Genomic DNA, 17,668 nt, shown 5'->3' with positions numbered 1-17,668 from the left:
AGATCTCAAGGAAGAGAATGATATTCTAAAAAATAGACGCTTGGGAATGGGGAGAGAGCGAATTGTTTACAATAAAGGAAGCATCGGAAAAATTAAATTGCCCTGCACATACAATACGATTTTATGATAAAGAAGGATTATTGCCGAATATTCGCAGGGATGACAACGGCAACCGCCTGTTTGATAAAAGGGATTTGGACTGGATTCGATTAATGACTTGTTTTCGTGCAACGGGAATGAGCATAGCTGGGATAAGAGAAATTGTTGAGCTTGCCAAGCAGGGAGAAAAGACGATTGCGCAGAGAAGGGCCATATTGGAAGCGCATCAAGCTGAAATCGTAAAAAAGCAGCAGGTGCTGAACGATGCTTTTGAAGCGGTGAGTCAAAAGCTGGAGGTATATAATAACATCCAGAATGGCAACCCGGAAGAGAGCTTTCTCGAATATATTAATAAGTTGGATGAGCCCAACGAATGAAGATTTCTAGTGAATACGAGCGAAATTCTGCTTTGAAATTGTATAAGCGAAGCCCTGATCCATTATTTCTATCGATAGAAATAATGGATCAGGGCTTCGCCAATTTTATGTAAAGCTATTGACTTAAAGTGGACTTTAACGTTTACAATGTAAATGAGTTACGCTAAATAATCTGTAAGGATGGGGAGGAAACAATAATGAATGTGTACGACAAGATTTATATAAATGGACAATTTGTCAAACCGGTGGGTACGGAAGAGCTGGAGCTGATCAATCCCGAAAACAAGCAACCAGCCAGCAAAGTCGTGCTCGGAAACGTTGAGGACACTCGCAAAGCAATAGAGGCAGCTAAGGCTGCATTCAAAACGTACTCTAAAACGAGCGTTGAGGAACGCATGGAAATGCTTTCGCGGCTGCATGAATCGCTATCGCAACGATTCGACAGATTGACGGAGGCGACTGTTTCGGAATACGGCGCGCCGGTTACAGTGGCTAAAATGCTGACACAACTTGCGATCAACGCCTTTTCGCTTATGAAGGAAACGGCCCAATCGTATCCCTTTATACGAGCAGCCGGCACAGCAAAGGTTCGAATGGAGCCGGTTGGCGTTGTGGGAGTCATTACGCCTTGGAATGCCAATGCAACGCATCTTGCCAATAAAATTGCGCCGTCGCTTGCAGCGGGCTGCACCGTCGTTGTCAAACCGAGCGAGTTTAGCGCTGCGCAAACGGAACTATTTATGGAAGCCGTCCATGCGGCGAATATCCCGGCTGGCGTTATCAATATCGTTAACGGCAAGGGAGAAGTAGTCGGCGAAGAGTTGACTCGCCATCCGGACGTTACCGGCATCACGTTTACAGGCTCTACAGCAATCGGAAAACGAATCGCGGCAGGCGCGGCGGCTAACTTAAAAAGGGTTACGCTCGAGCTTGGAGGGAAATCGCCTACCGTCATTTTGGATGACGCCGATTTAACGAAAGCCGTTCCGCTTGCGGTAAGGGCTGGATTCATCAACAGCGGTCAGGCTTGCCTTGCCGGTACTAGGGTGCTCGTTCCGGAAACGCGTCTAGAGGAGGTCAAACGTTTAATGGCTGCAACCGTCGAGGCGTTAAAAGTTGGCGACCTCTGGAACGAAGCTTCTGTTATTGGGCCAATGGTGAATCAAAAGCAGTTCGAAAGGGTTCAGCACTATATTACCCAGGCGATCGATGACGGAGCTGAAGTGGTTGTTGGTGGCGCAGGCAGTCCTCAAGGGCTCGAAGACGGTTACTATGTAAAGCCGACTGTTTTTTCCAATGTGACGAACGATATGACTATTGCACAAGAAGAAGTATTTGGTCCTGTCCTATCGATTATTACTTATAAGACGGAAGAAGAGGCTATTGAAATCGCGAACGACACACCATATGGCTTGCAAGCATTCGTCTTTTCCGGAAGCACGGAGCGGGGCAATCGGGTCGCTGAGCAAATCGTGGCCGGACGGATATCAGTCAACGGCTTACACGACGAACCGAAAGCACCGTTCGGAGGGTTTAAAAGCTCAGGCATAGGCAGGGATCACGGCACGTACGGAATCGAAGAGTATTTAGAGCCTAAGGCGATTCTGGGTCACAGTTCCGTTATGTAATGAAGAGAAAGTTGGGAATAAACAGAATGAAATTATTAATTCTAGTTGTTATTGCAGCTTTAGTCATCTTGTTGATGCTGAAATATTATCCTCCGCTTGGCGGCAAAAGCTCGGCAGAAAGTCAGAGAAGAATTCAGGCTTCCCCTCAGTTTATCGACGGGAAGTTTCGCAATCAAATTCCAACGCCGATGGATTACAGTTTAAAAGATACCGCGGATGCGCTGATAAAAACAATAAAAGGGACTCCGAACAGCAGGCCGAAGGGGAACGTACCGGTCGATTCTTTTGATTTGAAAGCTTTTAAGGAAAATAAAGAAGATCAAGTGATCTGGTTTGGTCATTCCACGCTATTGCTGAAATTAAATGGGGTGAAGCTGTTAATAGACCCCGTATTTAGCGATTATGCTTCTCCTGTTCCTTTCTTTGGTCCCAAACGTTACAGTGACAAGCTGCCGGCAGAAATACAGGATTTGCCTGAAATAGACGCTGTTATAATATCGCATGATCATTATGATCATCTGGACTATGGATCGATTCGCAAGCTGAAAGGAAAGGTAAAGCAGTTTATAGTTCCCTTGGGGGTTGCCGGTCATCTGACGAAGTGGGGAGTCGAACCTGAGTTCATTAAAGAGCTTGATTGGTGGGATAAGGAGTCCGTTGAAGGACTAACGTTAATCAGCACGCCGGCAAGGCATTTCTCTGGCCGGGGCGGAAGCAGCGGCATGTCTACCTTATGGAGCTCCTGGGTCATTGTTAGTGATCAAATGAAAATATATTATAGCGGGGACAGCGGATACGGGCCGCATTTCAAGGAGATGAAAAGTGGGCAAATATTCATTTGACTCCTGAAGAGTCGGTGCAAGTTAACCTGGATGTGCAAGGTAAATTGATGATCCCTATACACTGGGGAGCTTTTACGTTAGCGTTGCACAGTTGGACAGACCCTATTGAACGGGCAAAACTAGCGGCAGAGCAGCTGAATGCAGCTTTGGCGACACCTAGAATAGGAGAAACTGTAACAATAGGAGCTACGAAATACCCTTCTGCAAACTGGTGGGAATAACTTTTAGGCGTATTGTAAAAGAATGATTTTTTAAACTAGCGCTTGACTTAAAGTCGACTTTAAGATTTAAGATCATTCTCGAGCGATGCTCAAACCACTATCGGGAGGGAATACAGATGAGTAAAACCATTTTAATTACTGGCACGTCAACAGGCTTCGGCAAGGAATTGGCCCTTCAATTCGCCAAGCGTCATTGGAATGTAGTAGCAACCATGCGAGATCCGCAGAAAGCCGCTCCTGCATTTGATCAATACCCTAACATTCAGGTGCTGGCATTAGATATAACGAATCAGGAGATGGTTCATCAGGTTGTCCATACGGTAACGAGTCAATATGGGCGAATTGATGTTTTGCTCAATAATGCGGGATACGCTCAAGCGGGCGTTTTTGAAGAAGTAACGGTCGAACAAGCTCGCAGGCAATATGAAACGAATGTATTTGGCGTCATGGGGACGATTCAAGCTGTGCTTCCGCAAATGAGGAAAAATCGTTCCGGACATATTATCAATATATCGTCTATGGGCGGTGTACAAAGCTTGCCGACCTTGCCCATCTATTGCAGTTCAAAAGCAGCCCTTGAAAATCTTAGCGAAGGTCTGGCTGCCGAAGTGAAGGAACTCGGGATCAATATCACGCTTGTCGAGCCGGCAGGCTTCAAAACAGGCTTCCAAGGAAATACGCAAGAAGTTAAAAGCGATATACCCGATTATCAAACGGCTTATGATTGGTACAATGAGCTTGCCAAAACCGCGCCTTACGGCGATGTAGAAAAAGCAATGTCTGCGGTCGCCGATATTGCCGGCACAGACAATCCGCCAAGAAGACTGGCTTTGGGGAGCATGGGACTCGTAATGGCTCGCACACAGCTCAATTCCATGCTGGAGGAATATGAAAAATGGGAGCACATTACCTCAAGCGCAGATTAATTTAAATATTTTCAAACCTAGGAGATCTTGCTCTTCATACGCAGGAATGGGTAAAAATCATGGGAGACGGTGACAATGGGCGTTCGTTCGGGCACTCTTTTCCCATTCGGCCAAAATGAGTTCACCCAGATTTTGATTTGAATGACAGATATGAGATTATACGGGGTGTAAAAAAAACGCCGGTGACCTTAAGCAGGTGACCGGCGTTTCCATATTAGCGTTTTGGCATTTTGCTCTCATCCATGTACAGCAGGTTCCAGCGGTGACCGTCCAGATCGGCAAATCCTGCGCCGTACATCCAGCCGTCAATTTCACTCGGCTTGCCAAAGATGCTTCCTCCGGCAAACTCTACTTTTTTGATAAACGCATCTACTTCTTCTCTGCTTTCAGCGCCAATGGAAAATATTACTTCTGCGCTATGGGAAGTATCTGCGGTTTTTGAACCTGTAAATTTCTCAAACGCCGCATCCAGGAACAGTAAAATCGTTGTTTGGCCTATGGCAAGCTTGGCTCTCTCGATACCAAAGCTCACTGCATGGAATCCAATCTCATTGAAAAAAGCAGTTGACCTCTCAACATCTTTGACCGGCAGGTTAATCCAAATTTCCTGTGACATGGCTATAGCCTCCTAGAATATATTTTCAACTATTCCTACTATACTCTACTACTGGCAGCAGAAGCGAATCTTATAAAAGAAACCGCAAGGTATGACATTCCTGTCATGCATCCTGCGGTTTCCATAGTAAACATATTTACTTGCGGTACCAGATGAATTAATCAATTCAAAGCTCCAATTTTCCATTGACTATCATGGATTATATGTTACTATAATTTGAAAACGCTTTCTCAAAGGAGGTTGTCAAATGAAACTAAAAAGAAGTCTGGCGCTACTATTAGTACTGGTAATGATCGTATCGCTTATACAAGTTCCCGTATTTGCTAGTACGGACGCACTAAGCGGACATCCGCAACCGAATATCACCATTTCTGGTGGCAACACATTTGTCAAAGGAGGTTCCTTCTCCTTTGGCGTAACCAGTGATATGGGCGGTTCTTTGACCGTATCAGTCGGCGGTTTAGCCGGCATGGCGGTGGAATCACAGCCGATAACGGCTAATTCCGAATTCACAGTCAATGTCCCAGCAATGCCGGATGTTTCCTCGTCTGAAATCGCAGTAATAGTTCGTCCAGACAATCCATTGGATATTGACCTAGAAAAAGCTGCTGTTACAGGAATGAAGATATTTACTGTGACTGCAAAAAGTGGTGGAGTGGCAAGTAGGTTATTTAGCCTTGCTGCTACTCAAACGGTGGCTTCACTAGTAAAATGGACAAGTATGGTTTTTGGCCAAAGTGTTGAGAATTCTGGTAAAGATGCAGGTAGTGTTACTAGCTCTGTTTACAATCCCAATAATACTCTTGCAATTGATCAAAATACTGGTAATATTACACTTTCTTCATTGAATGACAAAGGCAAGATTCAAGGAGCATCGGATGGTATTAATTATTACTATACGACGGTAGACAGCTCTAAAAATTTCCGTATTTCAGCAATTATGAACGTTAGCGATATAAGCTTGAATAATCAGAGTGCAGCAGGCTTAATGATACGTGACGCATTTGGGGCTAGTGCTACACCTTATGATGGTGCATCAAAGATGTTGATGGGTGGATGGCTCCAATCCAGTACTGCAGATTTAGCTAATCCGGCTGCTTACAGGGTTACTAGCCCTACTACCTCACTTGTAAAGCTGCCGTCAAGCACACAAACCATTAATATGAAAACAGGTGTAGATTATAGGGTTGAGATTGTCAAGGTTGGCAATAGCTATACTGTTTATGTTTCTTCCGGAAATAAAAAGGATTCAGTAACAATGGTTTCTACTTCTACTATAGGCCTCCCAAATAGTTCAGGAAAGGACCTATATGTGGGAGCATTTACTTCTCGTACTGCAACAGCAACATTTAAAGGCCTTACATTTGAGGAGTTGACCAATTCAACAACTCCTGCGAATCTTACTATTACACCTCCTGCAGCAGCATCTTTCATACAGAATACAACACCTGACTGGTCGGATATGGTGGTTAAATACAACACAGTTTCAGATGCAACATATTACGCAGCACCTTCTACTGACTACTTTATCTCGGGATATGATAATCTTGCTGTAGGCACAAGAAATACAACAGTTTATTATCGTGGGGTATCTGCACCATTACAATATACAGTTAGATATGACTATAGTGTTAACATGTATGTTTCCATTCCACCTCTGAAAAATACTTATGCTGTTGGAGAGGCATTTGATAGAACCGGACTTGAAATAAGGTCCAATAATGCCTCAGGTATGCAGCCAGTAATGAACGAAGGTTCGGCGCAAGGAAATTACACTTTAAACATACCTGCCTTCGATACACCTGGAAAGAAAACAATCACTGCTACAAGAAGTGGGGCTAATACCGGTGGTGTTAATCCGTTGACGGTAACCTTTGATGTGGAAGTTAAGAATATTACCGTAAATAGTCTAGAGATTTCTCAACCACCATTAAAAACCTCTTATTATGTAGGGGATACATCATTTGACGCTTCAGGCACTGCAGCTGCAACTAAAAAGCTCCTCTCAGGTATTATTGTCAAAGCGGTTTTATCTGATGGTACAAAGAAAATAATAGCTATGGATACTGGAAATGGGGCTGGCTATACTGTCAATTACACTACCACAAGTACAGACTTCGTAAAGAATGCCGGCACAAGCAAAGTAATTTTATCCTATGCAGGAAAGAGCATTGATGTAGGCTTCGATATAATCAGTGTTGCTAATTCAAAGCTTGTTGCTACTGCCTATCCTAAAACAACCTACAACATTGGTGATACTATAGATCTCACCGGTCTGGTTGTCAAAGCGCAAAATAACGATGGCACCTACGGCTCGGTGCTTGCAGCCGGAACCGACTACAATGCTGTTACATCGGCGGTAGATATGAGTAAAGCAGGCCTGTACAATATCACTCTTCAGGGAATTGGTTCATATCAAGGCTTAACTGGTACTGTACCGGTTTCTGTGAAGGTGGCGCAGGATTATACAAAAGGCTGGAAGCAGGTTACATTCGGTCAGTCCGCTAGTAAGGGACCTAATAACGTGTATACCGTAACTCCAAAAGCTAATGACGGAACCATATCACCTGGTACTACTATAGATCTTGAAACTAAAAACGGCGCAGGTAAGGTCGCTGACGGACATGACGGTATAAATTATTATTATCAAAGACTAAGTAAGGATGATAACTTTAAGCTGACCGCGGATGTAAAAGTTATAACGTTCAGTAATCCGGATGGAGTAACTGCCATTTATGGTCAGGAAGCCTTTGGACTTATGGCACGTGACCGAATTGCAACAGATGGCGATACAAGCGTTTGGTCGTCTTCCATGTTTATGGCCGGTGCGAGGGGCAGTACTTCCTGGAATGCTTTCTACCGTGACAATCGGACGGAATATATCGAAGGAGCTACTGCTACTAACCAGAACATGCCAACCGATAACGTCACTCTTAGTCCGTTTGATAGATCAGGGAAGACAGGTACTGGTAATACATCTACTATTACTATTGAGCGTAAGAATAATATCTGGTCTGCAACCATTAAACAAGGTACGAATGTGAAGACCTACTCAAAAGAGAACGACATCCCGCTGGACTATTATGATCCGGATTACATTTATGTTGGATTCTTTACAGCACGTAACGCTCATATAGAGTTCTCCAACATAGAATTATCAGTAACATCATCAGCAGCTGATATACCAGGTCCGATTATCGCTCAGGCAGCTGTTACTCCTGCGATAACAGTTCGCTCGGCTGCCAGCACTACATCCTCAGACTATAACTTGGTTTATACCTCCACTGCGGAAGGTACAGCTAATATTTATTTGAACAGTAATCTCGTTGCGTCGCAGGAAGTTAAGGCTAATGTTCCAATGACTCAGCCAGTGAAACTAGGCGGTGTAGGTTCTACAAATGGTATTATCGTAGAGTTCTTCCCAAGTACTTCTAAACAATATTCTAGTTATGACAGAATCATTTCACCAATTCCGGTATCTGTAGTACAGGGCTTTGACACGCTTTATGTCTCACCTGCAGGGGGAGGAAATGGGCAGACCTCAGCAGCGCCTACTACTTTTACAGATGCGGTATCAAAGCTGGCCCCAGGCGGGACAATTTACCTTTCGTCGGGTAATTACGGTGGGTTAACTCTCCCGCGTTACAATGACGGTACAGCGAAGGCCTATAAAAAGGTTATAGGACAGGCTGGAGTTAAAGCTACATCTCTCGCTGTCCAGGCAAACTTCTGGCACGTGAAAAACTTTGAAGTCGCAGGCGGAAGTGTATCTATCAGCGGTAATGACAATATTATTGAAATGATTAGTCAGCACGGCTCAACAAATGCAGGTATACAGATTTCACGTGGAGATGCAGCCACACAGCCTTCACTGGCATATTGGCCTTCACGAAATGTTATATTAAACTGTGAAGCATATGACAACAGGGATGCATCCGAAAACGATGCTGACGGGTTTGCAGCCAAGCTGACCAGCGGAAGCAATAACAGATTTATTGGAGATGTAGCGCACCATAATATTGACGACGGATGGGACTTATATGCTAAGAGTGTTCCCATAGGTCCCTCTATTTTGGACTTCTGTATTGCCTATGCTAACGGGCATACCTTATCGTACCCGGATACAGACGGGGGAGATGGAAACGGATTCAAGCTTGGTGGTGAAGGCGTTCCGGTCGCACACTCAATTTCTAACTCAATAGCTTTTGGAAATAAAAGTGCGGGCTTCACATCCAACTCAAATCCGACATTGATTGCAACAAATAACGTATCCTTCGACAATAAGGGAGCTAATATTAACTTTGTAAGCTATAGTAATGTCCCAGTACGCGGATATGTCATAAATGGTTTCTACTCATATCGCAAGGACACTGCTTCTACTGTAACTACAAGTGATGTTATTGAGTCAATGAAAGATTCGGCTATTGTAAAAACCGATGGCAGAAAGCAGTATACAAACAATCCCCATTCAATATATTTATGGGATGGAACTTCGAAAACATCAACAAACGATATAGGCCGTAAAGCTACAGATAATTTCTTTGTTAGCTTAACAATGCCGGTTGGTTATCAGACAGCAGCACCGTCAGTGTTTGAAAGAGATAAAAATGTGAAGAATGAGGTTCCGTCGGGAACTTATTCATCCAATCTACTATTTGGGGATTTCTTAAAGCTTACTTCTCTTGCTAAAGACCATACACATGTAGGTGATGTCACATTTGATGCTAATGGTGGTGCCTTTGACGATAGTACAATAAAAGGCAAATCCCTTCCGGCGTATTATGATGAAGCTAGGGCTAATGCTTTTGTAACCCAAATATTGCCTGTTGTGAGTAGACCTGGTTATGCTTTTGCAGGATGGTCTACAAGTCCAGATGGATTAGGAACTCAGTTTACAAGTAGTACACCAGTTAGCAGCAGTGGTCTGGTGGTTTATGCAATCTGGGCACCGGTTGTACCACCACAAGGTCAAGCTCCTACAGCTCCATCGGGACTTACCGCAACTGCAACCGCAGGGAATAATCAGGTTAGCTTAACGTGGAATGCAGTAACTGAGGCGACTGGATATAATGTATATCGATCCGCAAGAAGTGACGGGAATTACGAATTAATCGCTTCTAAAATCAAGAATTTAAACTTCTTGGATACAGGCGTTTCTATCGGGTTGACCTATTATTATGCAGTTACTGCTGATAATGCGTATGGAGAGAGCGCGAAATCCGTTCAGGTAAGTGTAACGCTTCATTCCAACAAAAAGTCGAGTGGAAGCACTGGGGGGGGCACGACAACACCTGCGACGCCTACAGTACCAACGCCTTCGACAGAAACGACACCAACAGAAGCAGCACCATTGAAACCATCGACGAATCCTAGCACACAGCCGTCTTCTGAAGGTAAAAAATTCACCGATGTGAGCACNTCAAGGCACATCTGACACCACCTTTGATCCGGATAAAAAAATAACAAGAGCTGATTTTATCACCATGTTGGTTAGAGCGCTTGATATGAAAGCTGAGTTTAGCTCTAATTTCAACGATGTGAGCAGTAGTGATTATTATTACCAGGCTCTAGGTATTGCTAAACAACTTGGTATTACCACTGGAGTAGGGGATAACCTCTTTAATCCAAAACAAGAAATCTCCAGACAAGACATGATGGTACTGTGTGCAAGAGCGCTTCAATTATCAGAGAAGCTCAAGCTTACAGGGAATACCTCGGATCTTGCCAGCTATAGCGATAAAGGATCTGTTGCTTCTTACGCTGAAGAAGGTGTGGCTTCCATGGTGCATCAAGGGATTGTAGAAGGAAATGGAGCTGGCCTCAATCCTCTCGGAAATGCTACAAGAGCGGAAACAGCAGTAATCATCTTTAGAATCCTTAAGAAATTGTAAAAAGAAAGTTATAAACTGTAAGAGGTGTTTCCATGGTTATGGAGGCTGTCCCGCAAGGTTGGAAGGACCTTGGGCAGCCTCTTTGTCTATTTAAAAAGCAAAGAATTTGGTTGATTACTTGGTAAACAATGTCAGGATAGTTATATTAACTTATTTGTTGTAAATGCAATTACTCTAATTGTGTTCTTTATTATGTTGGTGTTGTGGTGTTTCCTTGGCTATAAACTTGTTAAGGCGCCTGTAGTAGCAAAGGTATTGGAGAAATACGGACATGTCGCCGTTCCGATCGTTTTAATTGGTATCGGATTGTTTATTCTTTATCATAGCGGCAGTTTCAGCTTATTAGGTTTCTAATTACCAAGATCATTAAACTACCATGGAAAGCTAACGGGTATGCTATTTAAGGGAATTTTGAACTGAAGCTCCATTTAACTCTATTTGGAGAACAATGATTAAATAAAGTAACGATTGAATAAAGTAACGAAAGCCAGGAACGTTGTTCTTATGTCCCTGGCTGCTTGGGATATTCGCATAAATCTGTCTCACTAATTTAAGAAGTTATTTTGACCGATCGGATATAACAGGAAAGTAGCCCAGTGCTTATCCTTCGACACAATAGAATAACCGCCATCTTTGAATCTTAGTGATTTACGGTTCATCAATATATTCTTCTTCGCTTGGAATGCTGTTCAAAATGTTTTTATCTTTTTGTTTCTGATCTTGCTCGGTATCGCAATTAACAATACACTTCATTATTTCTTCGGAGTTGTCTTGAATGTTAGTGTACTCAACCATACATGTACCTCCTTTCATCGAAATTAGATTTTCCAATATCAAGAAAATTATTCGATTAGTGATTTGGATGCTTCCATTGAAGTGATGCTACTCAGCAGGATGCGTGAATGGCTAACAGGCAGTTTAATACATAAAACAATAACTTGTTTAATAATTCCATAAAAGGAAGCAATATGGTTATTAAATTATTGATGATATTAAAAATTCTCCGAGGATATGAAAGCTGAAAATAAGGATGTTAAATTGATATTGTATGCGGACGGTGCTCATGGACTCAAGGGTCAATACCGGGCATCCTTACCTCGACCATGCTTGAAAGATCGCTAAAGGGTAAGTGTCCATGTCCATACGCTAAGCACAGATTCATTTAATTATTTAAAAATATATCAATGGAATTGTTCAACTCAAAGTAAGTGGACTCAGCCTTATAAGTATACTTACTTTAATACGAGAGCGATCTTTTTCTACGATACATACACCAGGTTTAATAATATTTTGACTCGTAGCTTTGTTTCACGTGGTGCTGCTTGTCCTCTCTTCATGTCCGCTCCACTTTCCTCCGGCAATAAATTAAGGCACAGATGCCCAGGAAAATGAATACACTACATCACAAGAATGAATGAAAGGGAGTGGGAATCGGATGAAAAAGACGAAGATGGCTTTTCCGTGGGACGACATGACACGCATCTTAGGACCAAAGATCGCGTCCAATCTGCAACTGCTGCAAAAGTCTGAACTCATCGAATCCGATATCCGAGGCGAATTGAAACGGCATTCCGGAAAGCCGGATGCTCCCCCGCAAGGGCAACCCGGCTATCGGATCCATGAGAAACCGGTATGTCTTATTGTTAATGTACCGATTTTGCCAGCGATGCCGAGGCGCAATCTGCTCGTCTTGGCCAATTCTCGAAGCATTCGGATTCAAGGGCTACCCGGCAGTATCAAAATGTGTTTCGCGCTGCCAGCCTTGGTATTTCCGAGGCTCGCCCCGGCTTCCTTCAGTCATATCAATCTTCGCACCTCAAATGTCTCAAGTGCGCGAACGACCGGTACTTCGCGGTCAAATTGCCCAAAGGATGAGCTTTATGCCGAACGTCTTTAACATATTTAACATTAGAATCAATGAAGTCGCTACTGGTGGCGTTGTCAATTTCGGAGACAACCTGTTGACCGGAAATGCCGCAAATTCTAAAGCAGTAGGTGGCAACACTATAATTGGGGATGCCACTTCTTCCGTTAATACGGACGGAAACAACGTTCTGGATCCGGATGTCAACGATCAGGGAACCAGCAACCTCGTATAGGAGAGGGCAAGAGATGAACTTTTATATTAACAATATTAAAATCAACTCCATTGCCAACCTGGGCTCCCTCAATATCGGCTACAACATTTTGTCGGACAACAAGGCAACGGAGATTGCGGAAGGCGTGAACGAGAAGACTGCTTCCATGGTTCCGGAAGAAGAAGTGTTGCCACCCCCACATCCTGTAGTCGAATGATCGGTGGCAGTAAAGCCAAATCTTTGCATACCTGAAGGAGGCGGCATCATGTATGATGCAATTGCTTATCTGCACTCCTATATATGCCAATTCGAGCAAAAGATCGCTATTCTGGAATTTAAGCAATGCGAGTTAGAGGCCGAAAATCAACGGTTGAAAGATCAACTGTTTGGACCGGTACTCAACGACCTATGCGATCAGCTCCAGGCTCAACTGAAAGATCATCTGGATAACCAGCTCAAAGAGAAGCTGAATAATCATTCGGCTGACCAAAAGCACACAACACCCCCGAATATTACCTACAAAATTCAGGAGCTGCACGTAAATGAGCTGAAAGGTACGCTTAACATCGGTATAACGTCCGTTGCAACTACCGAGCAGTTGCATGGAATGATCGAAAAGCTGAAACCCGATCAGGAATATACCGCCGAAAACATGGTTTTTTCACAGGATACGGAGACCCCCTGATAAGTGATTTTGAGCGTCAAAATAGCCCCCATCTGGAGGTAGGAGCAGACTTCGATTTTGCACTTGTTAATTCTTATTCAACCTGCAGTCGGCCGGAAATGAGGCCGACCAGGGCATGTGCCTCCGCTTGGAACTGACCGGATAGCTCTATGTAGAAGCGCTCGAAAGTTGCTTTAGCAACCTCAATCTTTTTAGTGTTGCACTCATCTTTCGGCTATATTATGTTAGACAAAAAAATAAGAGCAAGTAGAAAAGAGATATTATAAGGAGCAGATCTACTATACCAATGCAAAGAAGTACATTTACAATAGAGTTCAAACAATAAACGGCAAAGCTATGAGAAAGGTTCAGCTAACTAACGAACGAATGAACTAACGAAATTTATCGGCGGAAATTGAAAAATCGAATTTTCGTTTTTTGAAGAAAAATTTAAATATCAAGTTAGCTCGTAGAACTCAAGCGATAAGATCCCGATGGTAATTGTAGCCGTTAAAACACAAGCCGATAATAGGCGATTGAATAATTGCCCCTGGTGCGAAAGCAGAATTCGTCTAAATAGGATTGGAGATACTTGGGGCCAGACCGTGAAACGTACCGCTAATAAAGGCTTTCACATTGAGATTATCGTGTACAGCCATTTCAGATGATCGGGATTATCCTTGGCGTTAAATTCAATCGGTTGGTGGTCGTAGCCTTCCTTACCGAGCGCTTTGTAAGAGCGGTAAGCGCCGCTGTTACGGTCGCGACGGGTTTAATATGATGGCGGGGGCAAACTCGACTAACGTCTACCCTTTGACGCCCGGAATCACATGCATCTCAATTAATATGAAGGTGAGATGTACCGCACATACCCTGATTGGGTAATAGCGGTTCATTTTATTTTCGATGTCGTAATTTGTCTGCATATGACTGACTATTTGAAAAAAACCGGACGATAGAGAAGCCTCACTAGTTAAGTTTTCAGAATATCTGTCAAATTCGCTAGTCCACGATTTGATGATATAATGAAACTAATGAACCATATAGGGAGTGGGGACATTGGATAGTGTTTTGGTTGCTATTATTTCGGGTATTGTAGAAGGTCTCACCGAATTTATTTTTGCTAGTTTCATCCTCGGGTCATATGATTTTGGTTGCTGATCTGCTAAATTTCTCCGGAGATAAGGCGAAAGCATTCGAAGTTGTTATCCAATTCGGTGCCGTATTGGCAGTAGTTGTTCTGTATTGGCGTAAATTCCTCGACCTTTTACGTTTTAAACGAGAACAAGGACGTCTAGATATATTACATATCGGGTTGGCGATGCTCCCCGCTGTCGTTGTAGGGCTAGCGCTTCACGGAGCAATAAAAACGTATTTATTCGGACCGACGACAGTTCTGGTGAGTTTGATTGCAGGCGGAATTCTTATGATTATTGCGGAAAAAGCGAAAAGGAAAGTAACGGCGGAGACGGTTGATGACATTGCCTACAGGCAAGCATTCGGTATCGGATTGTTCCAATGCCTTGCTTTATGGCCGGGCTTTTCCCGCTCGGGTTCGACAATATCAGGCGGGTTGTTACTAGGTGCTGGCCAGAAAGCGGCTGCAGACTTTACTTTTCTCGTTTCGGTACCGATCATGTTTGCGGCAACGGGGTTAGACTTGTACAAAAGCAGGGAGTTTTTGACGGCAGACGATTTGGGCTTTTTTGGAGTAGGACTGGTAGTGGCTTTCATCGTAGCAATGTGCGCTATCGTAACGTTTTTGAATTTAATCAAGCGGTTAAAATTGTCATGGTTTGCGTATTATCGCTTCCTTATTGCAGCATTGTTTTATTTTTTTGTAATTCGGCCTTAAGTAAAAACAAAAATAAATTTTTGGTGATTAAAGCTATTATTTCGTCCAATTGTTACTGGAACCGATACATACGTCGGATACTTATATCAGAAAGCAAATATGAAAGTAGAACAAATAGCGTAAATTGAACGGAAGATGGTGAGTAGTGGATGTTGAATACCTTGAAAAATAAACCTAAAAAAATTATACTATTCTCTATTTTATTCGTTATGTTAATAATTTCATATTATGCATCTATTGGAACTATCAGTAAGGTTAACACTCCTAAAATTGAAGCATTAATGCTTGAGGAATTATCAAATGGACAAAGTAAAATAGTAAATTCTTTTACTATAGAAAAGGGAACGCTTGAGTGGCTTAATAAAAAACAGTCTGAATTAGTATTATTAATAGCAAAACAAACGAAACTAGAAAGTAATGATGTTCTTATTGTTCTAGGCCCTATGTCAAATTTAAAAGATACTGGCAGTTATAATATAGCGTGTTCAGTCGTTCTGAAAACGGAGTCAACATTTGAAGACAAAATAATTAATAAAGTTTTAGAAGATATAATTAGTACTATTACACAAGATTCGGTCGATGCAAAGATTAGCGAAGAGAATATTAGTATAGTAAATAGTAATGGTGCTAAGCTTCATTAATTAATTATTTTGATGCTCTTGATTTGATATTCAACTAACTAAGTACATAAGTTAAGCAAGGAAAGAACGTCTATTGATGATCTTTTTTTGTTGCCTCTCACATAAAATGCTGGTGATTTTCTCAGAACCATAGACTGTGCTTGCAACAGGATTCACTTCAGTTTATCTACAAAAAGAACGATGGATAACAGAAATGAACGATTGAGCAGATTAGAGGAATAGGCCATAATTTTTAATGGGACAAATGATAGACATAGTGCATGTTCGATAAATTTGTTTATGGTAATGAACCCATTGAGAAGTTCGATGACTTTGTAGCAAAGATTAATAAATTGGCTCTGGCCGATGTTGTAAAGGTTCAGCAAGCTGCATACGATCGTTACAGTTAACGTTAAAACAAACACAGGAGTGTGTCCTCGCTAAGAGGACACACTCCTACTTTAAATTTAATAATAATCATGTCGGGTGACAAGAACTATACGATGAACGTTTTCTAACGGTTTTGATATAACTGGCCAACTCGGAACGAAAGGAATTTGGATAAACAAGCAGAATAGATTTAAAGACGAAGGCGATTGGATTCTCGATGCATCATAGAATTAAATCGCGACAGAACTCGAAATCGTGGATAAGCTGCTGTCGAAACCATCCTTGAAAAACTATCATTTATTTCCGAGCAACCGCGAAGATTTACTCATGAAATTGGGACGACTCGACGATGGAATTTAAACGTGCTGTGGTACTTGCGGGCAACGCACGTGAGAAAGAGTTTCTGTTGAGAGGTGCCGCAGTCGATTATATTTTTGAAATTTTCTCTCAAAGGTATGTCGATTTAGCTGTATTTCGTTCGTTGATTAAATAGAGGCAAAAATAAATGCTTCAATTTAACGTTAAAGGAGAAATAAACAATGAAATTCCTCTGTTTGGGTTACTTAGATTCAGAGAAAATGGATGCTCTTCTCAAGGAAGAGATTGATGCCGTTATGCACGAATGTCGGCCTCACCTAGAGGAACTTTACAAGAGCGGTCAAGTAATTATCGATGCTGGCCTCACCTCTGAAACGAAATGTTTGCGGCGGACGAATGGGAAGGTGAAGATTATGGACGGTCCTTTCATAGAAACGAAGGAGATGATTGGCAGCGCTTTTCTCATAGAAGCGCAGGATATGGAGGAAGCAATTCGGATAGCCTCCTTACATCCGGCCGTACAGGTGGGTGCGAGTGAGCAATTCGGATGGGGGATCGAGATCCGTCCAATTCACTACTTCAAATTGACAGATTAGAACCGCCGGAGATTTTATTTCACGAGGACATTCGCTCGATTCTTATGTAAACGTTAGTTTGATTTTCTCAGAATGGCCATCAACTTGCCGTTACAGACAGCACGGTGAACCCTATCACAAGTGATAGTAAAGCGGAGGTTCGAGTTAGAGATAAGTGAATGGGGCAATCGGCAGCTGAATAAAAAGGGCTCCGAGAAAGAGACACGCCATTATGTATTTGATCTCAAAAAGAGTGGATTGCATTACGAAGTCGGGGACGCTCTTGGCGTATGGCCAACCAATTGCCCGGAACAAGTCCAAAAGATTTTGGCAGCGATCAAGGTGAATGCGTCCGTCAGAGTGAACGTAAAAGAACACCAGCAAACGCAACTAGCTTCTTGGCATGATTGAACCGATCGATTTCCCCGATTTCAGCTAAAATTGTTGCAGCAATTTTGGTGCCAATGCCGGGGATCGATTGGATTAACTCATATTCCATTAACTTTTCAGCCAAAGCCTCTATCGATTGATCAAGTTTCGCTAGATGCTCTTGGTATTGAAGAAGCAA

General features: G+C 42.7%; 15 protein-coding genes and 4 pseudogenes. 15 read left to right on the top strand and 4 right to left on the bottom strand.

Annotation, left to right across the window (positions count from 1 at the left end; translation table 11 throughout):
* The first annotated feature begins 62 nt into the window (after window positions 1–62).
* The 4 genes and pseudogenes from ACFQ0C_RS09805 to ACFQ0C_RS09790 all read left to right on the top strand — a co-directional run bounded on the left by ACFQ0C_RS09805 (window position 63) and on the right by ACFQ0C_RS09790 (window position 4,093).
* Complete coding sequence (locus ACFQ0C_RS09805) at window positions 63–476, top strand: MerR family transcriptional regulator (protein WP_379366262.1); 414 nt, start codon at window positions 63–65, stop codon at window positions 474–476.
* 197 nt (window positions 477–673) lie between these two features.
* Window positions 674–2,104 (top strand): aldehyde dehydrogenase family protein, encoded by a 1,431-nt coding sequence (locus ACFQ0C_RS09800; RefSeq protein WP_379366260.1) that lies wholly within the window; start codon window positions 674–676, stop codon window positions 2,102–2,104.
* Window positions 2,105–2,256: 152 nt separating this feature from the next.
* Window positions 2,257–3,167, top strand: a pseudogene (locus ACFQ0C_RS09795) (MBL fold metallo-hydrolase).
* Window positions 3,168–3,283: 116 nt separating this feature from the next.
* Window positions 3,284–4,093 carry an SDR family NAD(P)-dependent oxidoreductase gene (locus ACFQ0C_RS09790; protein WP_379366258.1) on the top strand — a complete coding sequence of 270 codons (810 nt, stop codon included), beginning with the start codon at window positions 3,284–3,286 and terminating at the stop codon, window positions 4,091–4,093.
* A gap of 214 nt (window positions 4,094–4,307) precedes the next feature.
* On the opposite strand, the gene ACFQ0C_RS09785 is transcribed toward ACFQ0C_RS09790, so the two are convergent.
* Complete coding sequence (locus tag ACFQ0C_RS09785; RefSeq protein WP_379366256.1) at window positions 4,308–4,709, bottom strand: VOC family protein; 402 nt, start codon at window positions 4,707–4,709, stop codon at window positions 4,308–4,310.
* Window positions 4,710–4,956: 247 nt separating this feature from the next.
* Here ACFQ0C_RS09785 and ACFQ0C_RS09780 point away from each other — a divergent pair, with 247 nt between their 5' ends.
* The 3 genes from ACFQ0C_RS09780 (at window position 4,957) to ACFQ0C_RS09770 (ending at window position 10,954) form a co-directional block, all read left to right on the top strand.
* Window positions 4,957–10,143, top strand: a complete 5,187-nt coding sequence (locus ACFQ0C_RS09780; RefSeq protein ID WP_379366254.1) for a bacterial Ig-like domain-containing protein — start codon at window positions 4,957–4,959, stop codon at window positions 10,141–10,143.
* Between the two features lie 70 nt (window positions 10,144–10,213).
* Window positions 10,214–10,600, top strand: coding sequence for an S-layer homology domain-containing protein (locus ACFQ0C_RS09775; protein WP_379366252.1), 387 nt, complete (start codon window positions 10,214–10,216; stop codon window positions 10,598–10,600).
* A 180-nt stretch (window positions 10,601–10,780) separates the two neighbouring features.
* On the top strand, window positions 10,781–10,954 hold the full coding sequence (locus tag ACFQ0C_RS09770) for a cadmium resistance transporter (RefSeq protein WP_379366250.1): 174 nt from the start codon (window positions 10,781–10,783) through the stop codon (window positions 10,952–10,954).
* 294 nt (window positions 10,955–11,248) lie between these two features.
* Here the strand turns inward: ACFQ0C_RS09770 and ACFQ0C_RS09765 are convergent, their stop codons facing one another.
* Window positions 11,249–11,395: a hypothetical protein gene (locus ACFQ0C_RS09765; RefSeq protein WP_379366248.1), complete on the bottom strand. Its 147-nt coding sequence runs from the start codon at window positions 11,393–11,395 to the stop codon at window positions 11,249–11,251.
* Between the two features lie 640 nt (window positions 11,396–12,035).
* Between ACFQ0C_RS09765 and ACFQ0C_RS09760 the strand changes: the two genes are divergently transcribed.
* Genes ACFQ0C_RS09760 through gerPC form a run of 4 tightly spaced genes read left to right on the top strand, consistent with a single transcriptional unit; the run spans window position 12,036 to window position 13,363 of the window.
* Window positions 12,036–12,497 (top strand): hypothetical protein, encoded by a 462-nt coding sequence (locus tag ACFQ0C_RS09760; RefSeq protein ID WP_379366246.1) that lies wholly within the window; start codon window positions 12,036–12,038, stop codon window positions 12,495–12,497.
* The gene (locus ACFQ0C_RS09755) at window positions 12,481–12,699 is read left to right on the top strand and encodes a spore germination protein (protein ID WP_379366244.1); all 219 of its coding nucleotides are present in this window, start codon (window positions 12,481–12,483) and stop codon (window positions 12,697–12,699) included. Before ACFQ0C_RS09760 ends, ACFQ0C_RS09755 begins: the two co-directional genes overlap by 17 nt.
* A 13-nt stretch (window positions 12,700–12,712) precedes the next feature.
* Window positions 12,713–12,895 carry a hypothetical protein gene (locus tag ACFQ0C_RS09750; protein WP_379366242.1) on the top strand — a complete coding sequence of 61 codons (183 nt, stop codon included), beginning with the start codon at window positions 12,713–12,715 and terminating at the stop codon, window positions 12,893–12,895.
* Between the two features lie 48 nt (window positions 12,896–12,943).
* Window positions 12,944–13,363 carry a spore germination protein GerPC gene (gene gerPC, locus ACFQ0C_RS09745; protein WP_379366240.1) on the top strand — a complete coding sequence of 140 codons (420 nt, stop codon included), beginning with the start codon at window positions 12,944–12,946 and terminating at the stop codon, window positions 13,361–13,363.
* Between the two features lie 436 nt (window positions 13,364–13,799).
* Here gerPC and ACFQ0C_RS09740 read toward each other — a convergent pair.
* Window positions 13,800–14,184 (bottom strand): annotated as a pseudogene (locus ACFQ0C_RS09740) (transposase); the annotation flags it as partial.
* Window positions 14,185–14,401: 217 nt separating this feature from the next.
* Here ACFQ0C_RS09740 and ACFQ0C_RS09735 point away from each other — a divergent pair.
* From ACFQ0C_RS09735 to ACFQ0C_RS09720, 4 genes and pseudogenes are all read left to right on the top strand, one after another.
* A pseudogene (locus tag ACFQ0C_RS09735) lies at window positions 14,402–15,197 on the top strand (undecaprenyl-diphosphate phosphatase).
* Window positions 15,198–15,358: 161 nt separating this feature from the next.
* Window positions 15,359–15,838: a hypothetical protein gene (locus ACFQ0C_RS09730; RefSeq protein ID WP_379366238.1), complete on the top strand. Its 480-nt coding sequence runs from the start codon at window positions 15,359–15,361 to the stop codon at window positions 15,836–15,838.
* 908 nt (window positions 15,839–16,746) lie between these two features.
* Window positions 16,747–17,121 (top strand): YciI family protein, encoded by a 375-nt coding sequence (locus ACFQ0C_RS09725; RefSeq protein ID WP_379366236.1) that lies wholly within the window; start codon window positions 16,747–16,749, stop codon window positions 17,119–17,121.
* 120 nt (window positions 17,122–17,241) lie between these two features.
* On the top strand, window positions 17,242–17,511 hold the full coding sequence (locus ACFQ0C_RS09720; protein WP_379366234.1) for a hypothetical protein: 270 nt from the start codon (window positions 17,242–17,244) through the stop codon (window positions 17,509–17,511).
* Here the strand turns inward: ACFQ0C_RS09720 and ACFQ0C_RS09715 are convergent.
* Window positions 17,474–17,668, bottom strand: a pseudogene (locus ACFQ0C_RS09715) (transposase); the annotation flags it as partial. The gene ACFQ0C_RS09720 and the pseudogene ACFQ0C_RS09715 overlap by 38 nt on opposite strands.

Source organism: Paenibacillus sp. GCM10027630, assembly GCF_042676305.1.
Lineage (GTDB): Bacteria > Bacillota > Bacilli > Paenibacillales > NBRC-103111 > Paenibacillus_S.
Note: the sequence above shows the minus strand (reverse complement) of the source record. Positions and strands in the feature narration are given on the sequence as shown.

Bases quoted from the DNA above. Each gene is read 5' to 3' on its own strand.
- ACFQ0C_RS09800 (WP_379366260.1), top strand. From the start codon at position 674: ATGAATGTGTACGACAAGATTTATATAAATGGACAATTTGTCAAACCG.
- ACFQ0C_RS09790 (WP_379366258.1), top strand. From the start codon at position 3,284: ATGAGTAAAACCATTTTAATTACTGGCACGTCAACAGGCTTCGGCAAG.
- ACFQ0C_RS09785 (WP_379366256.1), bottom strand. From the start codon at position 4,709: ATGTCACAGGAAATTTGGATTAACCTGCCGGTCAAAGATGTTGAGAGG.
- ACFQ0C_RS09775 (WP_379366252.1), top strand. From the start codon at position 10,214: ATGAAAGCTGAGTTTAGCTCTAATTTCAACGATGTGAGCAGTAGTGAT.
- ACFQ0C_RS09765 (WP_379366248.1), bottom strand. From the start codon at position 11,395: ATGGTTGAGTACACTAACATTCAAGACAACTCCGAAGAAATAATGAAG.
- ACFQ0C_RS09760 (WP_379366246.1), top strand. From the start codon at position 12,036: ATGAAAAAGACGAAGATGGCTTTTCCGTGGGACGACATGACACGCATC.
- ACFQ0C_RS09755 (WP_379366244.1), top strand. From the start codon at position 12,481: ATGCCGAACGTCTTTAACATATTTAACATTAGAATCAATGAAGTCGCT.
- ACFQ0C_RS09750 (WP_379366242.1), top strand. From the start codon at position 12,713: ATGAACTTTTATATTAACAATATTAAAATCAACTCCATTGCCAACCTG.
- gerPC (WP_379366240.1), top strand. From the start codon at position 12,944: ATGTATGATGCAATTGCTTATCTGCACTCCTATATATGCCAATTCGAG.
- ACFQ0C_RS09725 (WP_379366236.1), top strand. From the start codon at position 16,747: ATGAAATTCCTCTGTTTGGGTTACTTAGATTCAGAGAAAATGGATGCT.